At 69.5% G+C, this 21,321-nt stretch carries 24 protein-coding genes and 3 pseudogenes; 13 read left to right on the top strand and 14 right to left on the bottom strand.

What is annotated here, in order from left to right; all coding sequences use genetic code 11:
* Positions 1 to 224 precede the first annotated feature (224 nt).
* From ABGB17_RS19460 to ABGB17_RS19450, 3 genes are all read left to right on the top strand, one after another.
* Positions 225 to 971, top strand: a complete 747-nt coding sequence (locus ABGB17_RS19460) for a GntR family transcriptional regulator (protein WP_347631455.1) — start codon at positions 225 to 227, stop codon at positions 969 to 971.
* 93 nt (positions 972 to 1,064) lie between these two features.
* Entirely contained in the window at positions 1,065 to 1,634 is a 570-nt protein-coding gene (locus ABGB17_RS19455; RefSeq protein WP_138666282.1) for a DJ-1/PfpI family protein, read from the top strand.
* Between the two features lie 19 nt (positions 1,635 to 1,653).
* Positions 1,654 to 2,475, top strand: coding sequence for an alpha/beta hydrolase (locus ABGB17_RS19450; protein WP_347631452.1), 822 nt, complete (start codon positions 1,654 to 1,656; stop codon positions 2,473 to 2,475).
* Positions 2,476 to 2,717: 242 nt separating this feature from the next.
* On the opposite strand, the gene ABGB17_RS19445 is transcribed toward ABGB17_RS19450, so the two are convergent.
* The gene (locus ABGB17_RS19445; protein ID WP_347631531.1) at positions 2,718 to 2,867 is read right to left on the bottom strand and encodes a hypothetical protein; all 150 of its coding nucleotides are present in this window, start codon (positions 2,865 to 2,867) and stop codon (positions 2,718 to 2,720) included.
* A 21-nt stretch (positions 2,868 to 2,888) separates the two neighbouring features.
* Here ABGB17_RS19445 and ABGB17_RS19440 point away from each other — a divergent pair.
* Positions 2,889 to 2,993 (top strand): annotated as a pseudogene (locus ABGB17_RS19440) (Tn3 family transposase); the annotation flags it as partial.
* A gap of 351 nt (positions 2,994 to 3,344) precedes the next feature.
* Here the strand turns inward: ABGB17_RS19440 and ABGB17_RS19435 are convergent.
* Complete coding sequence (locus ABGB17_RS19435) at positions 3,345 to 4,106, bottom strand: DUF998 domain-containing protein (protein WP_347631450.1); 762 nt, start codon at positions 4,104 to 4,106, stop codon at positions 3,345 to 3,347.
* A gap of 269 nt (positions 4,107 to 4,375) precedes the next feature.
* On the opposite strand from ABGB17_RS19435, the gene ABGB17_RS19430 reads away from it, so the two are divergent.
* The 3 genes from ABGB17_RS19430 to ABGB17_RS19420 all read left to right on the top strand — a co-directional run bounded on the left by ABGB17_RS19430 (position 4,376) and on the right by ABGB17_RS19420 (position 5,622).
* Complete coding sequence (locus ABGB17_RS19430) at positions 4,376 to 4,969, top strand: helix-turn-helix domain-containing protein (protein ID WP_347631448.1); 594 nt, start codon at positions 4,376 to 4,378, stop codon at positions 4,967 to 4,969.
* A 152-nt stretch (positions 4,970 to 5,121) separates the two neighbouring features.
* The gene (locus ABGB17_RS19425) at positions 5,122 to 5,352 is read left to right on the top strand and encodes a hypothetical protein (RefSeq protein ID WP_347631445.1); all 231 of its coding nucleotides are present in this window, start codon (positions 5,122 to 5,124) and stop codon (positions 5,350 to 5,352) included.
* Between the two features lie 48 nt (positions 5,353 to 5,400).
* Positions 5,401 to 5,622, top strand: a complete 222-nt coding sequence (locus ABGB17_RS19420) for a hypothetical protein (RefSeq protein WP_347631443.1) — start codon at positions 5,401 to 5,403, stop codon at positions 5,620 to 5,622.
* A 120-nt stretch (positions 5,623 to 5,742) separates the two neighbouring features.
* Here ABGB17_RS19420 and ABGB17_RS19415 read toward each other — a convergent pair whose 3' ends face one another.
* Both ABGB17_RS19415 and ABGB17_RS19410 read right to left on the bottom strand, forming a co-directional pair.
* Positions 5,743 to 6,555 carry a MerR family transcriptional regulator gene (locus tag ABGB17_RS19415; protein WP_347631441.1) on the bottom strand — a complete coding sequence of 271 codons (813 nt, stop codon included), beginning with the start codon at positions 6,553 to 6,555 and terminating at the stop codon, positions 5,743 to 5,745.
* A gap of 30 nt (positions 6,556 to 6,585) precedes the next feature.
* Positions 6,586 to 8,847: a DUF4158 domain-containing protein gene (locus ABGB17_RS19410; protein WP_347631438.1), complete on the bottom strand. Its 2,262-nt coding sequence runs from the start codon at positions 8,845 to 8,847 to the stop codon at positions 6,586 to 6,588.
* 55 nt (positions 8,848 to 8,902) lie between these two features.
* Between ABGB17_RS19410 and ABGB17_RS19405 the strand changes: the two are divergent.
* Positions 8,903 to 9,106, top strand: a pseudogene (locus ABGB17_RS19405) (excinuclease ABC subunit UvrA); the annotation flags it as partial.
* A 53-nt stretch (positions 9,107 to 9,159) separates the two neighbouring features.
* Here ABGB17_RS19405 and ABGB17_RS19400 read toward each other — a convergent pair.
* From ABGB17_RS19400 to ABGB17_RS19390, 3 genes are all read right to left on the bottom strand, one after another.
* Entirely contained in the window at positions 9,160 to 9,879 is a 720-nt protein-coding gene (locus tag ABGB17_RS19400; protein WP_347631436.1) for a VOC family protein, read from the bottom strand.
* A 10-nt stretch (positions 9,880 to 9,889) separates the two neighbouring features.
* Positions 9,890 to 10,450: a PadR family transcriptional regulator gene (locus ABGB17_RS19395; protein WP_347631433.1), complete on the bottom strand. Its 561-nt coding sequence runs from the start codon at positions 10,448 to 10,450 to the stop codon at positions 9,890 to 9,892.
* Between the two features lie 245 nt (positions 10,451 to 10,695).
* Positions 10,696 to 10,941, bottom strand: a complete 246-nt coding sequence (locus ABGB17_RS19390; protein WP_347631431.1) for a hypothetical protein — start codon at positions 10,939 to 10,941, stop codon at positions 10,696 to 10,698.
* Positions 10,942 to 11,750: 809 nt separating this feature from the next.
* On the opposite strand from ABGB17_RS19390, the gene ABGB17_RS19385 reads away from it, so the two are divergent.
* Positions 11,751 to 12,854, top strand: a complete 1,104-nt coding sequence (locus ABGB17_RS19385) for a hypothetical protein (protein WP_347631428.1) — start codon at positions 11,751 to 11,753, stop codon at positions 12,852 to 12,854.
* 101 nt (positions 12,855 to 12,955) lie between these two features.
* Here the strand turns inward: ABGB17_RS19385 and ABGB17_RS19380 are convergent, their stop codons facing one another.
* Complete coding sequence (locus tag ABGB17_RS19380; RefSeq protein ID WP_347631426.1) at positions 12,956 to 13,111, bottom strand: hypothetical protein; 156 nt, start codon at positions 13,109 to 13,111, stop codon at positions 12,956 to 12,958.
* Positions 13,112 to 13,197: 86 nt separating this feature from the next.
* On the opposite strand from ABGB17_RS19380, the gene ABGB17_RS19375 reads away from it, so the two are divergent.
* On the top strand, positions 13,198 to 13,416 hold the full coding sequence (locus ABGB17_RS19375) for a hypothetical protein (RefSeq protein WP_347631424.1): 219 nt from the start codon (positions 13,198 to 13,200) through the stop codon (positions 13,414 to 13,416).
* 291 nt (positions 13,417 to 13,707) lie between these two features.
* Here ABGB17_RS19375 and ABGB17_RS19370 read toward each other — a convergent pair whose 3' ends face one another.
* Together ABGB17_RS19370 and ABGB17_RS19365 are read right to left on the bottom strand one after the other, a co-directional pair.
* Positions 13,708 to 14,964, bottom strand: coding sequence for a M24 family metallopeptidase (locus ABGB17_RS19370; RefSeq protein WP_347631422.1), 1,257 nt, complete (start codon positions 14,962 to 14,964; stop codon positions 13,708 to 13,710).
* 59 nt (positions 14,965 to 15,023) lie between these two features.
* The gene (locus ABGB17_RS19365; protein ID WP_347631420.1) at positions 15,024 to 15,998 is read right to left on the bottom strand and encodes an SDR family NAD(P)-dependent oxidoreductase; all 975 of its coding nucleotides are present in this window, start codon (positions 15,996 to 15,998) and stop codon (positions 15,024 to 15,026) included.
* Between the two features lie 120 nt (positions 15,999 to 16,118).
* Between ABGB17_RS19365 and ABGB17_RS19360 the strand changes: the two genes are divergently transcribed.
* Together ABGB17_RS19360 and ABGB17_RS19355 are read left to right on the top strand one after the other, a co-directional pair.
* The gene (locus tag ABGB17_RS19360; RefSeq protein ID WP_347631418.1) at positions 16,119 to 17,057 is read left to right on the top strand and encodes an AraC family transcriptional regulator; all 939 of its coding nucleotides are present in this window, start codon (positions 16,119 to 16,121) and stop codon (positions 17,055 to 17,057) included.
* A gap of 205 nt (positions 17,058 to 17,262) precedes the next feature.
* Positions 17,263 to 17,493: a hypothetical protein gene (locus tag ABGB17_RS19355; protein WP_347631416.1), complete on the top strand. Its 231-nt coding sequence runs from the start codon at positions 17,263 to 17,265 to the stop codon at positions 17,491 to 17,493.
* Positions 17,494 to 17,645: 152 nt separating this feature from the next.
* On the opposite strand, the gene ABGB17_RS19350 is transcribed toward ABGB17_RS19355, so the two are convergent.
* Positions 17,646 to 18,662: an SDR family NAD(P)-dependent oxidoreductase gene (locus tag ABGB17_RS19350; RefSeq protein ID WP_347631414.1), complete on the bottom strand. Its 1,017-nt coding sequence runs from the start codon at positions 18,660 to 18,662 to the stop codon at positions 17,646 to 17,648.
* 73 nt (positions 18,663 to 18,735) lie between these two features.
* Between ABGB17_RS19350 and ABGB17_RS19345 the strand changes: the two genes are divergently transcribed.
* Complete coding sequence (locus ABGB17_RS19345) at positions 18,736 to 19,668, top strand: AraC family transcriptional regulator (protein ID WP_347631412.1); 933 nt, start codon at positions 18,736 to 18,738, stop codon at positions 19,666 to 19,668.
* A gap of 79 nt (positions 19,669 to 19,747) precedes the next feature.
* Here the strand turns inward: ABGB17_RS19345 and ABGB17_RS19340 are convergent, their stop codons facing one another.
* From ABGB17_RS19340 to ABGB17_RS19330, 3 genes and pseudogenes are all read right to left on the bottom strand, one after another.
* Positions 19,748 to 20,080 (bottom strand): TetR-like C-terminal domain-containing protein, encoded by a 333-nt coding sequence (locus ABGB17_RS19340; protein WP_347631410.1) that lies wholly within the window; start codon positions 20,078 to 20,080, stop codon positions 19,748 to 19,750.
* Between the two features lie 172 nt (positions 20,081 to 20,252).
* Entirely contained in the window at positions 20,253 to 20,408 is a 156-nt protein-coding gene (locus ABGB17_RS19335; RefSeq protein ID WP_347631523.1) for a Sua5 family C-terminal domain-containing protein, read from the bottom strand.
* A 121-nt stretch (positions 20,409 to 20,529) separates the two neighbouring features.
* A pseudogene (locus ABGB17_RS19330) lies at positions 20,530 to 21,171 on the bottom strand (L-threonylcarbamoyladenylate synthase); the annotation flags it as partial.
* Positions 21,172 to 21,321: the final 150 nt, after the last annotated feature.

The following is a 21,321-nucleotide window of genomic DNA, read 5'->3' as shown; positions in this document are numbered from 1 at the left end:
GCTTTCTGGGGGGGACTTCCGGAGCCTTGCTGCGTGCTTCGCCGAGCAGTTGCGGAGCTCCAACTCCTTGAAGTGGAGCGATGGCGGGCGGTTACGTGAAAGGTGAAGGATGGCGGGCATCCGTCGCCTTTCCTATACGATCCGGGTGGGGGCGTCAGGATCCCGCAGCGTTGCGACCGATGTCAACAGGCTCCCGAAGACGCAGGAAAGGACCTCACGTCACGATGGACGACGAAGCGATGATCGCGCGGCGCCGTGAGGCCATGACGGGCGGGAAGCCGCCGAGAAGATCTCGCGGCCGGCTCGCCGACGAGGTGTACGACACGCTGCTCGGGCAGCTGATGTCGCTGCGGATCGAGCCCGGCTCCCGCGTCACGATCGACGTCCTGGCCCGGGAGCTCGGGGTCTCGCAGACGCCGATCCGAGACGCTCTGAACCGCATGGAGGCCGAGGGCCTGGTCGTGCGCGTGCCCCATGCCGGTTATCGCATTCCCCCCCAGATCACCCGTGACCGCTTCGAGGACATGCTCGAGGCCCGCTTGCTCCTCGAGCCGGCAGCGGCGCGCAGATCCGCCGAACGCGCATCCGCGACGCAGGTGGCCGGGCTGCGACGACTGCTGGAGGAGATGGCGGAGCTGGAGGGGGGCGACGGGCTCATGGCTTACGGCGCCTTCGGGCTGCGCGACGCCGCTTTTCACGATCTCGTCGCCCTGAGTGCGGAGAACCAGGTCATCCGCGAAGCGCTCGCCCGCCTGCACGCGCACGTGCACCTGTTCCGGCTTCTCCACGACACCCAGGTCACCCACCTGGCCATGGCCGAGCACGAAGAAGTCCTGGCCGCGATCGCCGCGCGTGACCCCGACGCCGCCGCCTACGCCATGCGCCGGCACATCCTGCGGTCCGGCGAGCGGTTCCGGCGATTGTTCGACGAGGTGAAGGACGAGGCGGACGGAATGGCGGTAAAGGGTTGACGGGTGGGCTGGACCGAGGAATGCTAACCCAATCGGATCGGATTGGATCGGATTGGATCCACCGCAACCCGTCCCAGTTGCGAGGAGAAGCAGGTGCCCAGAGCGCTGCTCCTGACCGGCGACGCCGCCGAGGAGCTCGACACCATGTATCCCTACTATCGCGTGCAGGAGGGCGGCTGGGACGTTGACGTCTCGTCACGGACGATGCGTGACGTTCAGCTGGTCATCCACGAGTTCGACCCCAACTCCGACGCCTACGTGGAGAAGAACGGCCGGAAGTTGCCGGTCGACGTGCCCTGGGCCGAGGTCGACGTCGAGCGCTATGACGCCCTCATCATCCCTGGGGGACGTGCCCCCGAGTGGATCCGGGTCGACGCCGACGTCAGGCGCATCACCGAGCACTTCTTCGCGCGCAACCTCCCGATCGCGCTGGTGTGCCACGGCGCGCAGGTGCCGGCTGTGTACGGGCTGCTGAAGGGTCGAAAGACGGCGTGTTTCCCCCCCATCACCGGTGACATGGAGAACGCGGGCGCGACGGTCATCGACGCTCCCGACGTCGTGGACGGCAACCTCGTCTCCTGCCGGGGGTGGCCCGACATGCCGCAATTCGGCAGGGCGATGATGGAAGTCTTCTCGAAGTCCATCAACTCCGCATCGGCATGAGCACACCTGACGTGTCTCGGTGACGGCACTTCGGACCGTCACAGTCGACGGCTCCCCCGTCCACGTCCTGGAGAGCGGCACCGGGCCCGCGGTGCTGATGCTGCACGGCTCCGGACCCGGTACGACCGGATCCGGAGCCTGGTCGGCGACGGCACAGGAGCTGGGCACGTCCTGGCACCTGGTGGCTCCTGACCAGGCGGGGTTCGGCCGTACACCGATCCCGCCGGGCTCCAGGGGTGGGCTCCGGCTGTGGACGGAGCAGGCCGCGGGCCTGATGGATGCTCTCGGTGTCGAGCACTACGCCGTGGTGGGCCACTCCATGGGCGGCGCCGTGGCGCTGGCGCTGGCGGCCGCGCGTCCCCGGCAGGTCACCCATGTCGTGGCGGTCTCCACGATGGGCGCCCCCGGGGCGCCGCTGTCCGCCGAGCTCGACGCGGTCTGGGCCGCTCCCGCCGGCCCGCCCGGGGCACGAGACATGTTGAGTCGCCTCGTCCACGACCAAGCGCTCGTGACCGAGTCAGCCGTCGCCGCCCGTGCAGCTGCGATGCAAGCGGGGGCGGCCGCATACGCGTCGTTGTTCCCTCCACCGAGGGCACGTTGGGCCCAAGAGCTCACACTCCCGGCGCAGACGCTGGCCGGGATCCGCGCACCCGTGCTGCTCGTCCACGGCGCCGACGACCGAGTCACCCCGCTCAGGACGGCAGCCCTGCCCCTGCTCGACCACCTGGCCGACGTCCGTCTGCACGTGCTCGGCCGATGCGGGCACGTGCCGGCACTCGAGCACCCCCACGACTTCAGGCGACTCCTGTCGTGCTTCCTCAGCCGGCAACGAGGTCACTAATTGCTGCGACAGGTCCGCAGCCCGTGCTCAAGCAGATCAGCATGAAGCAGGCGTGATGCCTGCAGCGCGACGAAAGCGCTACGGGCCGAGGTCGCCCGTTGGGCGTGACCGTGCTCATCACAAGTCCGGCGGCGCGAAGGTGAAAACGCACCGCGGGCGCGTCGCGTTGGCACATCCCGGACTTGGGCAAGCTGAAGGTGCCGGAGAACCTGCGGGCGCTGCACACCGAGGTCGCCGCCCCGCTAGGGCATCATCGACCTGCTGGACTTCCTGAAGGGGTCGGACTTCGTCACCGACTTCACCGACGCGTTCACCACGGTCGCCACCCGGGAGGCGACCTCGCGCGAGGTGATCCGCAAACGCCTGTCGCCGGTCTTGTACGCGCTGGGCACGAATGTGGAGATTCGAAGAAGTTCGGGTCGTGGTCGTCGAACCTGATGACCGAGTACCACGCCCGCTACGGCGGCCCCGGCGTCATGATCTACTGGCACGTGGACCGGAAATCGGTGTGCGTCTAGCAAGCACCCACCTACAAGGCCATCGAGGAACTCGGCAAGGCGGTCAAGAGCATCTTCGTCGCCGAGTACGTCGCCGCCCCAGAGCTGCGCCGGGAGATTCACGAGGGGCTGCGGGTCGTGGAGGATTCAGTCCGTCCCTGAAGGACCCCGCCTGGCAGGAGAAGATGACCGACGTCGACAGACGCGGCCTTTCGCCCCTGCTTCTGGTCCAACGCCAACCTCTACGGCCGGATCGACATCGACATGGACCGCCGCCTCGACGTCGGCTTGGCCGCCTGAGATCCGCCGGGATCCGCCTATGACCCCTGCACATGAGTGCCCGTCTTTGGTGGGTGCTCGAAGAGTTCGGCGTCATGCTGCCATTTCCGTGGTGACGGAGGGCGCAAGGGGTTCATTCACGGTCTTCCGCTTCCAGATCGATGCTCCGGCGCAGATGAGGCCGGTCAGGAACGGGTGGACGGCGCCGCGTTCGATGAGGCCGATGATGCCGATGGGGGTGTCGCCCGCGGTAAAGATCATCACGAGGTAGAGCACCATCGAAAGCAGACCGATCACGCCGACCGTGATCAGTGCTCGCCCCATTCGCGGAGAGATGCCGATACGCCGCCACCTGCTTCCGAGCACGATGGCCAGCGCGTTCCCGCCGACGAAGCCGGCGAAGGCTCCCATGCTGTGGTACTCGCCGGTGCCGTTGTTGAGTGCCTCGCCAGATCCGGGAAACAGCGCGAGCAGGACGCCGCCGACGGCCAGCAGCGTCGCGGGGGCGAGCATGGCCCAACGGCGGCCGTCCGACAGATCGCGCAGCGTGGCCACCCCGGCCAGGATCGTGATCCCGAAGAGGAGGAATCCGGCGTTCATTACCCAGGCCAGGGGCGAGTACATGTACTGCCCGAACAGAGTCGAGGGCCCGCGGACTCCGAGGTTGCTGATGAAATGGTGCGTGTAGCTGTAGGCGGGGTCGGTCCACGCTGCGGCGGCGACGAACTCCCCGAGCAGGAAGATCGCCGGCCCGGCGATGAGCAACGCTCCCGCCACTCGGCGCTGCGCAGGCAGGCGCACGTGGGAGACAGGCATCTCGCGACTTTTGGACCGTGAGTCAATTGCTTCGGACATGGTCGGATCCCTTTCTGGTAGCCGGGGATGGCGGGAGGGCCGCCGGAGATTGACGCGGCTCGCTTGTGCCTGCGACTCCCGATCGGCGGCGGCGATTTTCGGGCGCGCCGGGGAGGCCGAGCGGCTGGGCTGGGACCTCATGGCTAGGAGCCCGGTGACCGTCAACGAGTACGCCATGAGCGAGAACCTCTTACTTCACTCACTCACTAACTATACCGAGACTACTTTTACTGTCAATATCCTTAGTGTTCGGGTGTAGAGTATGCGCCATGGTGGATGCAGCGACGGCAGGGCGACGTGAGCGCAAGAAGGCGGCGACGCGGGCGGCGATACTGGAGGCGGCGACGACGCTTTTCCTCGCACGCGGCTTCGATGCGGTGACTGTGCGCGAGATCGCGGATGCGGCCGATGTGTCGCCCAAGACGGTCTTCACACACTTCCCACACAAGGAGGCGCTTGTCTTCAGTGACGAAGGCGAGCGGCATGAACGCCTGATTGCTGCGGTGAGTGGCCGCACGGCGGGGACCTCGATCTCCGACGCGCTGAAGGCCCACTACCTCTCCGAAATCGCCGCGCTCAAATCCGAGCCGCAGAGCCGAATACTCGCTCTCATGGAGGAGACGCCGGCTCTGGTCGACTACGCGGAGAAGATGTGGTTGCGCCACGAGGATGCCTTGGTCGCGGCGATCACCGAGGAATTCGGGCTGGAGGAGCCAAGCGAAGAAATCCGCTTCTACGTCCGGTTTGCCCTGCAGATTCAGCTCATGGCCATCCGTGAGCCCGATCCAGCGGCGGCCATCGATGCGGGGTTCCACCTTCTCGACAAGGGGTGGGCGCCCTACGACGAGGCCGGAGGGGGGTAAACACAGCCGAAGGAGTCGTGAGCCGCCGCCATCCGGGCAGCTGAGGAGGAGAGTCTCCAGGCCAAGGCCTCACGTCGCGGCGGCGCGCCGCGTGTTCATCTACCGTTCGTTTGACGAAAGCGAACAGGACACCCCGCCAAACCAGGGCTTCCGTGCGCCCTGTCCGATTCCGAATCGTCCGCAAGACCAAGAACGGCCTGGAGACCGCCCGTAAACAGGGCAAGGTCGGCGGTCGCCGACCCGTCGTCGACGACGACAAGCGCACCGCCATCCTCGACCGCCGCCGGCGCGGGGAATCCATCCGCACCATCGCCACCGGAGTCAAAGTCTCGGTCGGCGTCGTGCACGAAACTCTGGCCGAGGCCAGAGAACAGCAACCGTAGCCCTCCGGCCGCTCCGCTGAGCGACCCACTCAACTACACAGCGTTACTTTGGGCTGGGGACGCCTTCGGGAGGAGGACGCCATCTCGATTCGCTTGCGGATTCGTCGTCGAGGGCGGGGGAGTGGCCGGCCCTTCGCCATCGCCTGCTCCGACGACAAGGTCTCGGCGCAAGAACTGGAGCGGTATGAGGAGGCGCTGCACGCGGTCGGCTACCGGGTTGAGGTCGATCCCGATGACGATCAGGTGCTGCGGGTGTGGCCGATCGCGTGACCTTGTGAGGTCGTCCGGCTGGGGTTGAGCTCAGCGGGGACGGCCGGCCCTGCACCTGCGCGAGCAGAACCCTCAGCCTGCGCGACATCGCCACCCGCCTGGTCACCGCCCATGGTCAAATCACCGAGCAGACTGTGGCTTCTCGCCGTCTCCGCGGTCGTCGGACGACGGCTGAGCACTGACCGTGATGCCGGCGCGGGTTGCGGGGTTGTCGTCGTCGGCCTCGTGGAGCAGGTGCGCTCGACGGAGTACGTCGACCTGCGCGGGGTTGTAGAGCGCCCTGAGGGCGTGACCGGCGGCGCGCCGCGCCGCCTCGGCCTGGCCTGGCGTGGTGGCCCGCGGCTCCAGCGCCACGCCGTGTGCGGTGGCGCCCGGGTCGATGAAGGACGCGAGCTGCTCGGCGAGGGCCTGCCGGGTGGCATCGTCGGCGTCTTCGGGCAGGTCGCGGAACGCCTCGTCGAGATCGTCGTTCGGGTGTGCCTCGAGCGTCAGGCGCAGCACCTCCATCGATTCGTCCGAGAAAAGCTGGGCGTAGATCGTCAGCAGGGCGCGGTCGTTGTCGCGCAGGTCCTGGACGAGGCCGCTGAAGCTGGTCGGCACCTCCGGTGACGCACCCGGCTGCGCCAGGGTGGCCAGCTCTCGCCGGATGCTCTCCAGCCGCCGGATCGTCGCCTCGAGCTCGGCGTCGACGGTCCGGAAGACGGAGGCCTGTCCTTCGCCGCTCGTGCCCATCTCGGCCACCTGCGCGAGCGGCACACCGAGCCCGGTCAGGCGCTTGATCTGCAGGAGCCGCGTCAGGTGGTGCACCTCGTAGCGCTTGTAGCCGTTGGGCTCGCGGTCGGGCTCGTCGAGCAGCCCGACCTGGTGGTAGTAGCGCACCGTCTTCACCGTGGTGCCTGCCAGGTCGGCGATCTCGCGTGTGCTCCAGGTCATGGGCCCTCACCTCGTCGTCCGGTGCCGATTTTAGGTCGTGCTCCGTGCACGTCGCTCGCGCCCCCAGACGAGGACGACCATGGCGATGTTGACGGCGGCGAGGATCAGGAGGGCCGCATCACCGGTGTCGGTGGACCGGTCGATGGTGTAGCCCTCGCCGTCTGCCATCAGCGCGTTGACGCTCGAGAACAGGACGTTGTTGGCGACGTGGAACGCGGCCGGCGCCTCGATGCCGCGGCTGATGATCGCCATCAGTCCCGTGGCAACGCCGAGCAAGGTGTAGTAGCCGAACAGCCAGGGGTCGCTGGAGCCGTGAACGATCGCGAAGGCCAGGCTGGAGACCACCAGACCGACGGCGAGGGCCGGGCGAACCGCGCGCACCCAGGACGCGGCGGCGGGCAGCGCGGCGCCGCGGAACATCAGCTCCTCGCCGACGGACTGGAGCGGGGTGCTCAGCACGGTGATCACCAGCATGAGGATCGTCGTCCCGGAGACACCGAACGCCACCCAGCCGGGGGACTCGGGGGCAACCAGCGCCACCACGCCGATGCCGGCGCCCACCAGCAGGGACGCGCCGAGCAGGTACTGCGCCAGGCGTCGACCGTCGAACACCCGTGGCGAGCTGATCAGGCTGCGCCACGGCACCTTCGCCAGCCGTGCCAGCAGCAGGATCGCCACCACGCCCGCGATGCCCACGCTCAGGTTGACGGCCAAGAGCTTCAGCGGGGTGAAGGTGGCGGACATCGGGTCGTCGCTGCCCTCGATGACGCCCACGACCTGGTACAGCAGGATCTGCAGGAGCACCATCACGACCGGCGGCACGACGATGACGACCAGCGGCTTCCACCCGCTCATGCGGACGTGGGCACCGAACGGCCGGGAGCCGTCGGCACCCGGCCCGTGACGGCCGGGTGCCGGGTCGTCAGCCTGGTGCGGTGAGCTCGGGCGCGCGGCCGAGGCCGGGGTCTGGCCGGGTCCTGGCATGGACATCGGGCGGTCCTCCTGGGTGGAGATGGTTGTTCCACGCACTAGGGAACACCGTGCCCTGGGGGCACACTCAAGCCGCCAGTGGGGCCAAGGGCCGGCACCTGCTGTGGTAGGCCAGCCAGGCCGAAGACCGTCCCCCAGTCGCACATCTTGGGTGTCAGCCCACATAAGCCCAAAACCCACATTGAGTGGATCTTGAGTGGCTCCCCCTGGCCTGTAGTCCCGGGAGATTTTCACCGAATTTGCCTGACCTGCGGCGACGCAAAGGGCCTGGACGGCAGTCGCGCGACGTCTACGGTCGGGATCATGGGCGATGACGAGCCGAGGTTCGGCTACGGCCAAGGACGGCGGCCGCTGTGGAGCGAGCGTGATCGCGATGCCGAGCGAGTCCGGGGACGCACTGCGTGTCGCCGGGCTGATGGAGTTCAGTGACAACCAGGCCGGGTTCGTGGTGGAGGGCGGGCGCACGGAGCGGCCCCTCCTGGTGGCTTTCGCCGGGCCTGCGAGAGCGATGCCGGGGAGCAGGTTGCCGCGTATGCGGCGGCGCTGAGGGCGGTCGGGACGCGGGGCGAGCCCGACTCCGACGACGAGCAGACACTGCGGGTGTGGCCGGCCTGATGAGCGGTCGGCCATGGTCCGGGTCGGCGGGGGCGGCCGCCGCTCCAGTCCCTGGTTGGTCGAGCGACGCGTCACCTGCGCCAGGAACCGGCGCCGCTCGTTCGGCAGCACCGACACATCCATCTGGTGGGCGTCGATCGCGCGCAACCAGGTCAGCTTGTCGATCGCCGTCCTCACCGACGTCGCCGAGGCGTCCCGGGCCGGGCTGACCAGCCACTCCAGCCAGGTCATCCCCAACCCCGCATCCACGATCAGCATCCGCTCCAGGTCGGCGCGGACCTCACCGGTCAGCAGGTGCCCCACCATCTGCGAAGGCAGATCAGAGGCCGCCTTGCGGGCCGTGCCGACCATCTTGGCCGAGATGAGCACGCCGGGCCGGATCACCTTGGCCGCCATCAGATACTCGCGCGCCAGGTTGAACAGCAGCGTCGGCGAGTCGTGCTCCATCGCCCGGTCCAGCAGGAACTGCTCCAGTTCCTTCATCGTCTGGCTGCCCGCCGGAGCCGTCTGCCACTCCAGATACGTGGCGACCTGGCCCAGGTGGTCCGAGCGGGTCTGATCGCGCTTGCCGTACAACCTCAGCGCCGCCGGAGTCACCCCCAGCCGCTCGGCCACCCGCGCCACCGCCGCGGCCGGCGCCGCGGTCACGTCATCGGGCACGAACCCGAGCCACGGCAGCGTGCACAACTGAGCCAACCGTTACCGCAGGTCCGGCGGTACTTCGTTGGAAATTTCTTCATTTCTACCGGGACCCCACCTCGACGACCGGGCCACGCTCAAGGACGAGGTGGGCACGCCCAAGGACAAGGTGGAGATCCGCGGCCCCACCCGGCACAACCTCCAGGACGTCGACGTCGACATCCCGCTCGGCGTCCTCTGCGTCGTGACGGGCGTGGCGGGTTCGGGCAAGAGCTCGCTGATCCACGGCTCCGTCCTCGCCTCGGCCACATGCGCGCGGGGCCGCCACGCTCGGCGGCCCCGCGCGAGCGCCGTACCCGGTCAGGGACCTAGCACGGCCTCGAGGTCGTCGATGGCCGTCAAGGGCTGGGCGAGTTGCTCGCGTTCTGCCTCGGTCAGGGGGAGGGCGCGTGCCCGGGCCAGGGCGTGCCCGGCGGCGGCGTGGTCCTTGGCGCGGACGGCGAGCTCGGCCCGGTAGACCAGCGCCTCCAGCAGCTCGGCCGCCGACGCGGTGTCCTTGTCCCGCTCCAGGGCGCCGTCCAGGATCTCGGCCGCCCGCTCGTGCCTGCCGTGGGAGTCGCCCATCACGACCGCCCGGTTCAGCGAGGTGGTGAGCCTGCTCGTGGCCTCTTCCTTCTCCGGCAGGGGGCGGGCGGCCATGAAGCGGATCCAGTTGCCGCCGGGGTCGATGACGGCGAAGCCGGAGCGGTTGCCGTCGTTCTTCCGCCTGCGCGGCCGGGTCATCCGGGGGATGCCGGAGACCAGGAGCTTGCCGTGCGCCGCGCGCATGCCCGCGGCGAACGCCTCGAACAGCTCTCCGGTGTCCGGCACGACGACCACGCAGGTCCCGTAGGAGTCTTCGGGCTTGAACGCCTCCGGCATGCCGAAGAAGCCCAGCTGCAGATCCTCGCGCTTGAGCAACACGTACGGGTTCGGACGTACCTGGTAGTAGATCTGGTGGAAACCGAGCATCGTGTAGAAGTCGGCCATCTCGTCGATGGAGCGGCAGGGAAGCAGCGGTATGGCGATCTCGTCGGCCATCGGGGAACTCCTATTCGCCGGCCATGGTGAACGCGCCCTCCTCCAGGCGGCGGATCATCCGGTCGGTCCACTGGGCGCCGGCGTCGGCGGTGCTCAGCCACAGGGACAGCACCTCGCCGACCGGGCCCCAGGCCGCCAGATCCGTGCCCTCGGGCAGGTGCGCGGTGATGCTCGCGCGCCACTCGCGCATGACGCGGGCCCGCTGGCGCAGCAACTCCAGGGCCCGCTCCCGGGGAAGGTCCTCGATGAGGCCGACAGCGGCGCCCAGCACGTCCAGGCTCGGCTCTCGGTCGGCCAGCGCCTGGCCCAACAGGTCGAGGTACTCCCGTTCGCCCTGCTGGGTCAGCTCGTACTCGATCCGCGGCGGCCCCCCGGCCTCGGAGGCGACCGTCTCGTGCGTCACCAGCAGGCCCTGACCGGCCATGCTCTTGAGCGCGTGATAGACCGAGCCCGAGGTGGCGGTTGACCACTCGTGCGCGCCCCACGACTCCAGATCCGCGCGGATCTGGTAGCCGTGGGCGCGCCCGCGCCTGCGCAGCGCGCCCAGGACCAGCAGCCGTACCGGCTTCATCGAACCCTCCCGATCTTCACTAGCCAAATTTGGCTAGCTACTACCAGGAGCCTACCGCACCAACGTGGCCGGAAATCGGCGTAGCGGCCGCCGCGGCGTACCAGCTCCTCGTGATGGCCCTCCTCGACGGCCGGCCGCCGTCCAGGAAGGCGATGCGGTCGGCGGGTTGGACCGTCCGCATCCGGTGGGCCACCATCAGACCGGGTCGTCCCGATCGAAAGGGTGGATCTCCTTGCTCTTGCGGTTCAGCTCGTTGCAGATGGCTCGGCGATGAAGTCGGTCGCATCCTCGGCCTCGGGCGCTTCCACCCCACGCGGCGTGGTCACCTTGGTCCGGTTGCTGACCTCGTCGTAGGCGAACTCGGTGGTGACGTACTCGACCTGCCCGTCGGTCCCGGCGTGCGGCATCCGGGTGCGGGTCACCTCGCCGCGGACGTTGTAGTCGGTGATCGCGGTGTTGTTCGCCTGTTCGCCGGACGGACGGTGGTACACCGCCGGCTTCGGTCCAGTACGGATACCAGGCGGTCTCGCAGCTGCCGTCGATCTCCGCGCCGCCCTCCCACGGTCAGGCGATCCGCAACGTGACGACGATGTCGTACTGGGACAACGGCTGGTCCAAGACCACCACCGGCCTCACCGCGCACGGCATCGCCCTGGAAATGCTCGCCGGACCGCTGATCGCCTCCGGCACCGGGCGGGTGCTGTCGCGTGCTGCACACCGTGCTGCGCCGGCGTGCAGGCGGGGGAGTCCGTCTAGGACATCCACTCTGACCTGCTCATTCCACCGGCGAGCGCAGAGGAAAGAACCCGAGCCTGGCCAGCATCTACCTCGCACTCGCCCATCACGCCAAGACGCAGGCCTACCTGACGCCGTCGACCAGGCTCACCCCGAGTTCGCCGCGCTCCCGACCAGGACCTGACACAAGCTCACCGCAGGTCAGCGGTATCCGCCCGATTCCCGGCGAGTGCTACGGCGATCCCGTCATGGCCGTGCTCAACGCCGACCTAGGGAGGGCAGGCCGGCCCGCGTCTTTGGCCGTTCAGATAGCTTGCGGGAAGTCCCATTCCCGTGAGTTACTTCGACTTCACGACACGCAACGGATTGCTGTTTCTGATTTTTGATTTCCAGAAAATCAAAAATGCTAGGCTCCGTGATCGTGACGAGGACCGAGCGGGGCAAGGGGACGGCCGCTGACACTGAGGCCGGGGTGAGGGCCGAGGGCGGACGGGTGCTGGTGTGCAGGCACTGCGGGGCGGAGGTCGGGCGTGGTGGGGGGAGGGGGAGGCCGCGGGAGTACTGCTTGGAGAAGGACTGTCAGGCGGCGGCCAAGAAGGAGCGGGAGATGCGGCGGGCGACGCCGGGGCTGGAGGGGGCGCTGGCGCGGGCCGAAGAACTGTATGAGCGGATGGAGAAAGGGCTGGCCGCGGCGGTGGCGCCATTGGCTCAGGTGCTCGCGGAGGAGCTGAGCCCGGCGGGGGTGGAGGCCAGGCTCAGCGCGGTGCAGGCGGAGGCGCACACCCGGGTGGCGATCGCGCGGGCCGAGCGGGAGCAGGCGTTCGAGCAGGTGCGGCTGGCCCGGGAGGCGACCGAGCACGCGCGCAGGGAACGCGAGGAGATGCGCCGGCGTATGGACGAGGCGCTCGCCGAGCGGGACACCGCCCTCGGGGACGCCGAGACGGCGCGGGAGCAGGCGCTGGCGGCGCTACGGGAGGCCGCCGCCACCGAACGGCGTTCCCGCCAGGCCGCGGAGGAGGCCGAACGGCGGGCCGGCGCCGCCGAGGCCGAGCGGGACCGGGCGGTGCGGCGCATGACCGAACGGGAAGAACAGGCCGAGGCCGAGGTCCGCGAGGCGCGCGCGGCCGCCGAGGACGCGGAACGCCGCGCCGGACGGGCCACGGCTGAACGTGACACGGCCCGCACCGACGCCGAGATGTCGCGCCGGGCCCGGGTCGAGGCCGAGCAGGCGTCCGCCGCCGCCATCGCCCGCGCCCAGGCCGCCGAAGCCGAACGCGGCCGCGCCCAGCAACGAGCCGAGGCCGCCGAACAGGCCCGCGCCGACGCCATGGCCCTCGCCGCCCGCTCGGCCGCCGAAGCCGCCCAGGCCGGCGAACAGGCCACCGAGGCTCGCCGCCGCGCCGCCGAGGCCGAGCAGGACGCCGCCGACCATGTCCTCGCCGCCAAGGCGCAGGCCGCCGAGGAGACCGCCGAGGCCCACCGCCGCGAACAGGCCGTCACCACCGACCGCGACCGCCTGGCCGCCCAACTCGCGGTGGAACGCGCCCGCGTCGAGGACCTACGCGCCCAGATCGTCACCCTGCGCGAGGAGTCCGCCACCCTCAGGGAACGCGCCGTCACGGCCGAACTCCACGCCGCCTCCACCACACCCCCGCCACCAGGGCCGTGATGGTCACGAAGCCCGTCCGCCAGGGATCGACCCGGCGGCCGGCGACGACGAGGAGAGCGAGGATTGATCCGTAGCCGGGAACAACCGAAACCGGTGCTCGTTCAGCGGCCGATGCCGTCGAGTTCGGCCACGTCCTCCTCGGAGAGGGACACTCCGGCGCCCGCGATGTTCTCGCGCAGGTGGGCGGCGGAGGACGTGCCCGGGATGAGCAGAATGTTCGGCGAGCGCCGTAACAGCCGAGCCAGCTCGACCGACATCGGCGTCGCCTCCAGCCGGCTCCCGTACGGGAGCTCCTCGTCCAGCGGGCCGGTGGCGAAGAAGCGGCACGCGCTTCGCCGGCCAGGTGGACCTGTCCGCTCCCGCCCCGCAGATCGCCTGCCCGCTGCTGGTCATCGACGGCGGCCAGGACGTCATCCCGGGCGTGACCAACGGCGAGCCGCCGGCCCGCCTGGCACCGCACGGGCGCTACGTGACCCTGCCACATGGCGATCACCTGCTCGGTAACGCCCGCCCCGGCTGGCAGGCCATGGCCGCCGACTGGATCTCTGGAGCGCTCGGATGACACGCTGTCACCGACACCCACCGAGTCCGACCAGGACGCGATGGCGTCCTGGCGTACGGTGTGCGCGTCGGGCCCGCAGGCGTGCACGCCGTTGACGCACAGGCAGCCGTGGGGCGTGTTCTCGCCCGTCGTCAGGTCCACGGCTCCGCAGGTCAGCACTCGACGACCTCGCGGCCGGTGGGCGCGTCCAGCGCGTCGGCGGCGTAGCGATGGGGCCGTCGAGGTGGATCCAGTCACCGCGGAGGCGCGGGCTCGTGGCGGAGCGACGCCACGAGCCCGGCCCACGATTCGTCACCGCCGGGCGCGGAGCACCTCGCGGGTCAGCGGGCTGAGCGCGATGGGCTCGTCCTCCGTCACGATCACGGTGCCGCCGACGTGGGCAAGGTGACGACCGAAGGCGTACTGCGGCTCTAAGACGAAACACATCCCGGGCTCCAGCACCAGGTCGGCCATGAAGGTGGGGTGAGCGCGCACAGGCGGGTACGCCTCGGTACCTGGGAGCAGGCTGATGTCTGCGCGGTTCTTGCCGGCCGCGAGGAGAGCGTTGATCGAGTGAGCGGCGATGAGGTACATCTGCCCGTCGTGCGCGTCGAGCGGTGCGTGCATCGCTTCCACAACGTCGCCGAAGGTCCGCCCTGGCCGGAGCGTCGCCAGGCCGGCGTGGTAGGACTGCTGCGCGACGTCGCCGGCGCGCCAGAAGTCTTCGTGCACGTCGCCGATCGCGATCGTGACCTGGTGCTGCGTGTGGCGCCCGCCGAATTGGGAGAACACCTCGGCATAGATGACGTCCCCGTCGGCCAGCTCGCGCGGTGCCTGCGCGCGGTAGCACCATGTGGGTATCCCCGAGGCGACGGGGTCGCGGCCTGACCATAGGTGCATGGCCGCGGGAAGCGTCCCGCGCCGAAAGCCTTCGGCCATGCCCGCGGCGTAGATCTCCGCCTCGGACACCCCTGGGCCCGCGGTATCGACCATGGCTTGCACCATGGCGTCTCCGATCTCCGCGGAGCGCCGCACGAGGGGAATCTCTTCGTCGCTGAGCCGCATCGTCATCAGGGCGGCGGCGACGTCCATCTCCCGGAATTCGACGTCAGGGAGCTTCTCCAGGACGCGGCTCCACAGCGTGTGGGGCAGTATGCCTTCAGGATGCCACGGCAGATGTGCCCCGAGTCCTACGACGCCGATGTTCCCTCTGCTCAGGCCCAGCTCGGCGAGCGTGTCCCTGATCTCGGTGGAGGTGCGTGAGGCGCGCAGGTTCCGCGGCGGGATCCAGGATTCGTCACCACGCCGGCTGGACTCCAGATGGTCCAGGATGAACATCCCTCCCGGCAGGTGCACGATCGGCTCGCCGTCGCGAGGGAAGACGACGGTGGTTCCGGGGCGCTCGTTGGTGAACCACGTGTCGTAGGCGACCTGGGCAGGCCCCGCGTCCTCGTGCTCGCCGAAAACGAGCAGAGCGTCCAGGTCCTCACGTGCCATGAGCGCCCGGGTGAGGTCCCAGCGGCGGTCGCGCTCGCCCGTGGAAAGGGTCGGCACAGCAATGTCGTTCATGGTCTCATCTCCTTGGTGGTGATCATTGAGCGTCAGCGGGGATCGCAGGGAAATCTCGCTCAGACACGCGCGCCGGTCAGCCTCTGGCTGCCGGACCAGAGCTGCTCGGCGCGCGCGGTGTCGCAGGACTCCTCCGACGAGCGGGCCTCAGCGCGGCCGTCGAAGTACCTGCCTGTGGTGCCCGCGAGTTCCGGGGCGGTTACCAGCCAGGCGAGCGCGGCCCCGGACTCGGCGGCCGAGTTGACGTTGGGGGACACCACCCGGCGCAGCAGCCAGGTCAGGCGAGGAAAGACGTGCGAGGAGATGAACCGCACCGGGGCGGGCAGTGAGCGGCCCAGGGCGGTTCCGGGCACCATGCCGGGGTTGAAGGCGTTGGCTGTGACGCCCTCGGGCAGGCGGCGGGCCAGGGCGTAGGTGAAGTAGAGGTTCGCGAGCTTGGATGTGCTGTAACGCCGCTGCCCGGCGACGAACGCGTTGTCCGGCTTCGCCGATGCTGCGAGCTCGCCCCGCGCCAGGGCATCCGCGCTGCTCCACGCCGGGGCGGGGCCCAGCTTGAGCGCCGGGTCGTGGGTGTCGCTGGAGGTCACGACCACGCGCGCCGGGGCAATCAGCACGGGCAGCAGTGCGTTGACCAGCGTGAAATGCCCCAGGTGGTTGATGCCGAAGGTGGACTCGAAGCCATCGGCCGTGTGGGTGAGGTTCGTGCCCATCTGCACGCCCGCGTTGCACACCAGCGCGTGCACCGGTGGGATCGTTTCCGAGGCCATACGGCTCGTGAGCTCCGCTGCGAAGATCCGGACGGACTCGAGTGAGGAGAGGTCCATCGGCATCGCCTCGGCCGTGTTCCCGCTCGCAGCGGCGGAGGCTGACGACTCTACAGCCGCCCGTCCGCGGGCGGCGTCACGGACGGGCAGCACCAGGTGCCAGGGCCCGTGCTCGTCCCGGAGGATCGCGGTGGCCGCGGCGAATCCGATGCCGCTGGTGCCACCAGTGAGGATGATCGTACGGGCCTCGCCCGCGGACTGAAGTGACATGGTCATGCCTTCCTTCGGTCGTCGCCGCGACGACGACCGTCGCGGTGACATTCAGCCTGCCAAGCATGGATGGCACTTTGAATGCTTGTGAGTCCTGGTTTCTTGTGCGAGAGTGCCAAGGTGGCAGACCAGTTGTCCGAGGTGCTTGACCTCGTGGAGGTCTACGGCGCGGTGTCCGGCGGATTTGCGGCCCGTGGCCGGTGGATGGCACGCTCGCCGTGCTACGACGCGATGAAGCTCATCGCCATGGTGTCCGGCCACGGCCGGCTGCTGACCGACGGCCTCGACGAGCCGGTCGAACTCTCCGCCGGTGATGTCGCCATCCTCAACAACCGCACATGGCTCGAATACGAGGGTGGCCCGCAGGGGGGCGGTCCACGCCACCGGATCAGCCCCGAGGAGAATTTCACTGGTCTCAACGAGGCGGATCCCACCACCGACGATGTCGTGCTCGGCATCGCCGTGGGCATCAACCCGGCAGGCCAGGAGCTGTTGCTGCAGACGCTGCCGCTGGTGGGAGTCGTCAGGGCCTCGGCGTCGGCCCCGCTGCGCACCATCCTCGACCAGGTCTTCGACGAGGTTGCGGGCCGCCGCACCGGCTCCGCCTTCGCCATCCGGCAGTACGGTCAGCTCCTCTTCCTCGCGGTCCTGCGCGCCTACCTCGACCAGGTGGAAGCCCCGCCGGGCTGGCTGCGGGTGCTGACCGACGAGCGACTGCGCCCGGCCGTGGCCCTCATGCACAGCGAGCCCGCCGCGCCGTGGGGCCTGGAGGAGCTGGCGCGCTCCGCTGCGATGTCCCGATCAACCTTCGCCCGCCACTTCCGCGCAGCGGCGGGCATGCCTCCGCTCACCTACCTCAGTCGCTACCGCATGCTCCTGGCGCAGCGCGCCCTGAGGCAGAACGACACGCGCATCGGCGCCCTCGCCGCCGACCTGGGGTACGCCTCCGAGGCGGCCTTCAGCAACGCCTTCAAGCGCGAGATCGGCGAATCCCCGCTGCGCTACCGGCACCGGGTGCGCAACGAACCGTACGGACGCCGCCAGCCCACCCCGGCGTGAGCGGCCCGCTCGGGGCGCTGGCAGCAAACGCGGGGTCGGCCGAGGTGGGTGCGGCTCGCCGGCGGCCCGGGTGTCGATCCCGTTGATCCGTCCCCTTCCTGTGGTACCGCCGGTGAGATGCAGCACGACCGCAGCTGAGGTGAGCGCTAACTCGTACGACTGCCGGTCGCGGACCTTCAGGTAGCCCGAGAGCAGGGGGGCGCGGGTGCGGCGGGATCTCCACGGCGGTGAGTCCCTGGACCTGGCCACCGACGGCCGCACCCTGGTCGCCTACGGCGCCCAGCCCGCAACTGATTCCGACGGCAAACTCCGCCTCCTCGCCAGCTGGGCCGGCACACTCGACCACGCCACCGCCCCCCACACGCCGACCGCGGCACCGCCGCCTACGACCGCCGGCTCCACCACCGCGCCGCCGCCCTCGACCTCCGCCGTCTGATCAACCTCGGACTCGCCCGCACCAGCGGCATCTGCATCCTCAACCCGATCACTGCATGGCATGGAGGTGAGCCGGCTCATGCCGGCTCACCCATCAAGATCTTCACGACGTTCCTGGGCCAGCGGTCTAGTTAGCCAAGAGGGACTGTGCGTTTACTGGACAGACCCCGCCAAGAGACGTTCCGCAAGAGCCCAGAGGCGGCGGGCCGAGGTGGGTTCGACGGCGTACGGAGCGAGGTCGGTGCTGATGTCGCCGGTGGCGAGCATCTCCGGCGTGAGGGGGCGACTGTCGACCGGGGCGATGTCGCAGTTCTTCAGGTAGACGCCGCCGATGCCGTCGAGCAGAGGACTGGCCGCCGCGAACACGATCGTGGCCGCGGCCTGCCGCGGGGTCTTCTTTTCGCGCTCGGGGTCGATGATCGGCTGGTCGTCGTCGCCGATCAGGCCCAGAGCCCGCAACTGGGCCAGGTCGTAGAGCGATCCGGACTTTTTGTGCAGGGAGGTGGCTATGGAAATGCCCGGGTGCAGGCTGTAACCGCGGATGCCGTCGGTGGCCCAGCGGCGATCCAGTTCGGTGGCGAACAGGATCAGGGCGGTCTTGGACTGGCCGTATGCGAGGTTGCTGTCGTAGCCGCCGGTGAAGTTCAGGTCGTCCCAGCGGATGTCGGTGAGGCGGTGGCTGCCGGAGGCCACGTTGACGACCCGGGCGCCGCGGGCGGCGCGCAGGGCGGGGAGCAGGCCGAGCGTCAGCTGGAAGTGGCCGAGGTAGGCGACGGCGAAGGTGGCTTCGTAGCCGCGCGCATCCATGACGAGCTCACGGCTGACGGCGGTCGCGTTGTTGATCAGGATGTGCAGCGGCCGGCCGGAGCTCACGTAGGCGGCGGCGAAGGCGTCGATCGACTCCGGGGTGAGCAGGTCCAGCTGTTCGACCTGGACGCCGTCGATGCCCGCCACTGCGGCGGCCGCGGCGTTGGTGTCGCGGGCCGCTACGGTGACGGAAGCGCCGGCCTTGCTAAGTGCCTCGGTGCTCGCCAGTCCGAGGCCGCTGTGGCCCCCGGTGATGATGACGTTCTTGCCCGTCAGGTCGATGCCGGCGAGAACTTCATCAGTGGTGGTGAACGCGGTGAAGCCCGAGCCGAGCGGTTGCTGATGTTCAAAAGTAGTGGTCATGGCTCCAGTCTGCAGAGGTTCAATTGGACGGAGAATGCTTGACAGATCATATTTTCTTCGTGAAAGTTCAGACATGGTCATTGATCATTTTTCGGAGGTGTTCGACCTCATCGAGGTTCGCGGCCAGATCTCCGGCGCGGTCGCGGTGCGCGGGCACTGGGTCACGCAGTCCGTCATCGAAAGCCCGCTGAAGCTGACGATGATGGTTCGCGGCCGGTGCCGGCTGTCGACCGATGGGCTCGACGCCCCGATCGACATGGAGGCCGGCGACGTTGCGGTCCTGACCGGCCGCTCATGGCTGCGCGCCGAGGGCGGCGCCGGTGACGGTCCACCTATGGAGTTCACGCCGGAGCCGGGCCAGTATGCCGTGTGCGTCGGCGGCGCGGACTTCGCCGTGGACGACGTCCTCCTCGGCGGTCACGTCGACCTCAACCCGGCCGGTGCGGCGCTGCTGACACAGGCGCTGCCTCCCGTGGCGCTCATCCGAGCCTCCCATGCCGCCACGCACACCCTGCGCGCGTCCGTCGACCGGCTGGTCGAAGAGGTGACGGGCGAGCGGATGGGGGCCGCCTTCGCAGTACGCCAGCACGCCCAGCTGCTGCTCCTCGAGGTGCTCCGGGCCTACCTCGGCCTGGCCGAGGCAGCCGAGCTGCCACCGGGATGGCTGCGGGCGATGACCGACGACCGGCTGCGTCCTGCGCTGACTCTCATGCATGGTCAACCAGGGCGGTCCTGGGGGCTGGAGGAGCTGGCCCGTGCCGCGGCGATGTCGCGGACATCGTTCGCCGTGCGCTTCCGCTCCGTTGCGGGTATGCCCCCGCTGGCCTACCTCAACTCATGGCGGATGCTGCTGGCCCAGCGGGCGCTGCGCGACCACGACGTCCGGATCGGGGCACTTGCCGCACAGCTGGGCTACACATCGGAAAGCGCCTTCAGCACCGCCTTCAAACGCGAGGTGGGCGAGGCACCCCTGCGCTACCGGCATCGGCACCGGCAAGCGTCGTAACCATCGGTTCGGGTACGAAGAACCCCGCGCCCCCCGATCCCGGAGCATCGGCCCCTTGTGCGGCACATCGTCCAAAGGTTCAGGTCGATGGTCGCGGTGTCCCCAGGTGGCGTGCATGCTCCACGTCGAGCCTCAGGGATCTGAGCAGGTCGAGCAGCTCGGCGTGGTAGAGCTTGGCGGGATCGCCGCTCTGGGTGCCGAGGTGGCCGTAGACCTCCAGGGAGATCAGGCCGTGCATGCGGCCCCACATGCGCAGCGCGAGGGCGACGGCGGCCGGGGGCAGATCGGGGAAGTGCTCGCGGATGGTGTCGGCCAGGCCGGGTGAGAAGTCCGACCAATGAGTGTCTGACAGCCCGCGCGGATGAACTTTTAAGCTGACCGAGGCGATGTTATGCGCCGATGGGCCGGTCAAGACGCTGGTCGGGCTGGCGTTGGCGCCCGAGCATCGGCGTGGGCACGGCGCGTTGTACGACGCGATCAATCACGGAAGGCATCGAGATCAACCGGCTGCGGCAGACGCCGGCCGCCCTGCCGTTGCCGCGCGCGGCGGGCGGATCGTGCTGGCCGTCGACGTCAGCCCGTGGTCACCCGGAGGGTCGGGGCCCGGCGGCTCGGCGCAGCCGGTTGGTGATCGCGGCTCCCAGCCCCTGCTCTGCTGGCGGGGACGCGATGATGAGGTCGCAGCCTCGCTGGTCGAGTTCGCGCAGGAAGGCGTACAGCCCGCGCGCGTAAGCGGGCATCGAAGCAGGGAGCCTCACCACGGCGTGCGCCTTCACCCGGGCGTCGGCGAAGGACGGGGGGAAGAAGGATGCCCACCTGACGCCCCGACTCCTGCGCGAGTTCCGCCTCGGCGACCACCTTCTCGGGCTCGGCCAGGACGACCCGGGCACGCGGCGCGTAGTGCGGGGGATGCTGGCCCGGCACCCGTACCGGGCTCGTGGCGGGGACCGCGAGCGGGCGCCCCAGCGCCGCTTCGAGGTCCTCGCGCGTCACTCCGCCGGGCCGCAGGATGCTCAGCGCCTCGCCCGTGGCGTCGACGATGGTCGACTCGACGCCGACCTCGCACGGGTCGCCGTCCAGCACGAGGTCGACGGCATCACCGAGCACGGCGCGGACGTGGCAGGCCGTGGTGGGGCTGACCGAGCCGAAGCGGTTGGCCGACGGGGCCGCGATGCCGCCGCCGAAGGCCGACAGCAGCGCGAGCGCGACAGGATGGGCCGGGCACGCCACGGCCACCGTTTCCAGGCCGCCGGTCGTTTCCAAGGGCACCCGGCGGCCGCGCCGCAGGACCAGCGTCAGCGGTCCCGGCCAGAAGCGGTCGGTCAGCAGGCGCGCCGTCGCGGGCACCTTCTCGACCCAGTCGCCCAGATGCTCCGCGCCGCCGAGATGGACGATCAGCGGGTGGGAGGGCGGACGCCCCTTGGCCTGGAAGACGCGCGCGACAGCGGCGCCGTCGGCGGCGTTGGCGCCCAGACCGTAGACGGTCTCGGTCGGAAAGGCCACCAGGCCACCGCCGCGCAGCACCCCGACCGCCCTGTCGATGGTTGCCCCATCGATGGCCAGTGTGTCGATGTCACCAGGTCTTGCTGTCACCCCACTGTTCTCTGCCGCCACATTCCGCGCAGGATGAGGTCGCTCCTACGGCGAGGCCGG

The organism is Sphaerisporangium sp. B11E5, from assembly GCF_039871875.1.
GTDB lineage: Bacteria > Actinomycetota > Actinomycetes > Streptosporangiales > Streptosporangiaceae > Sphaerisporangium.
This window is presented reverse-complemented; position numbering and strand designations above follow the sequence as displayed.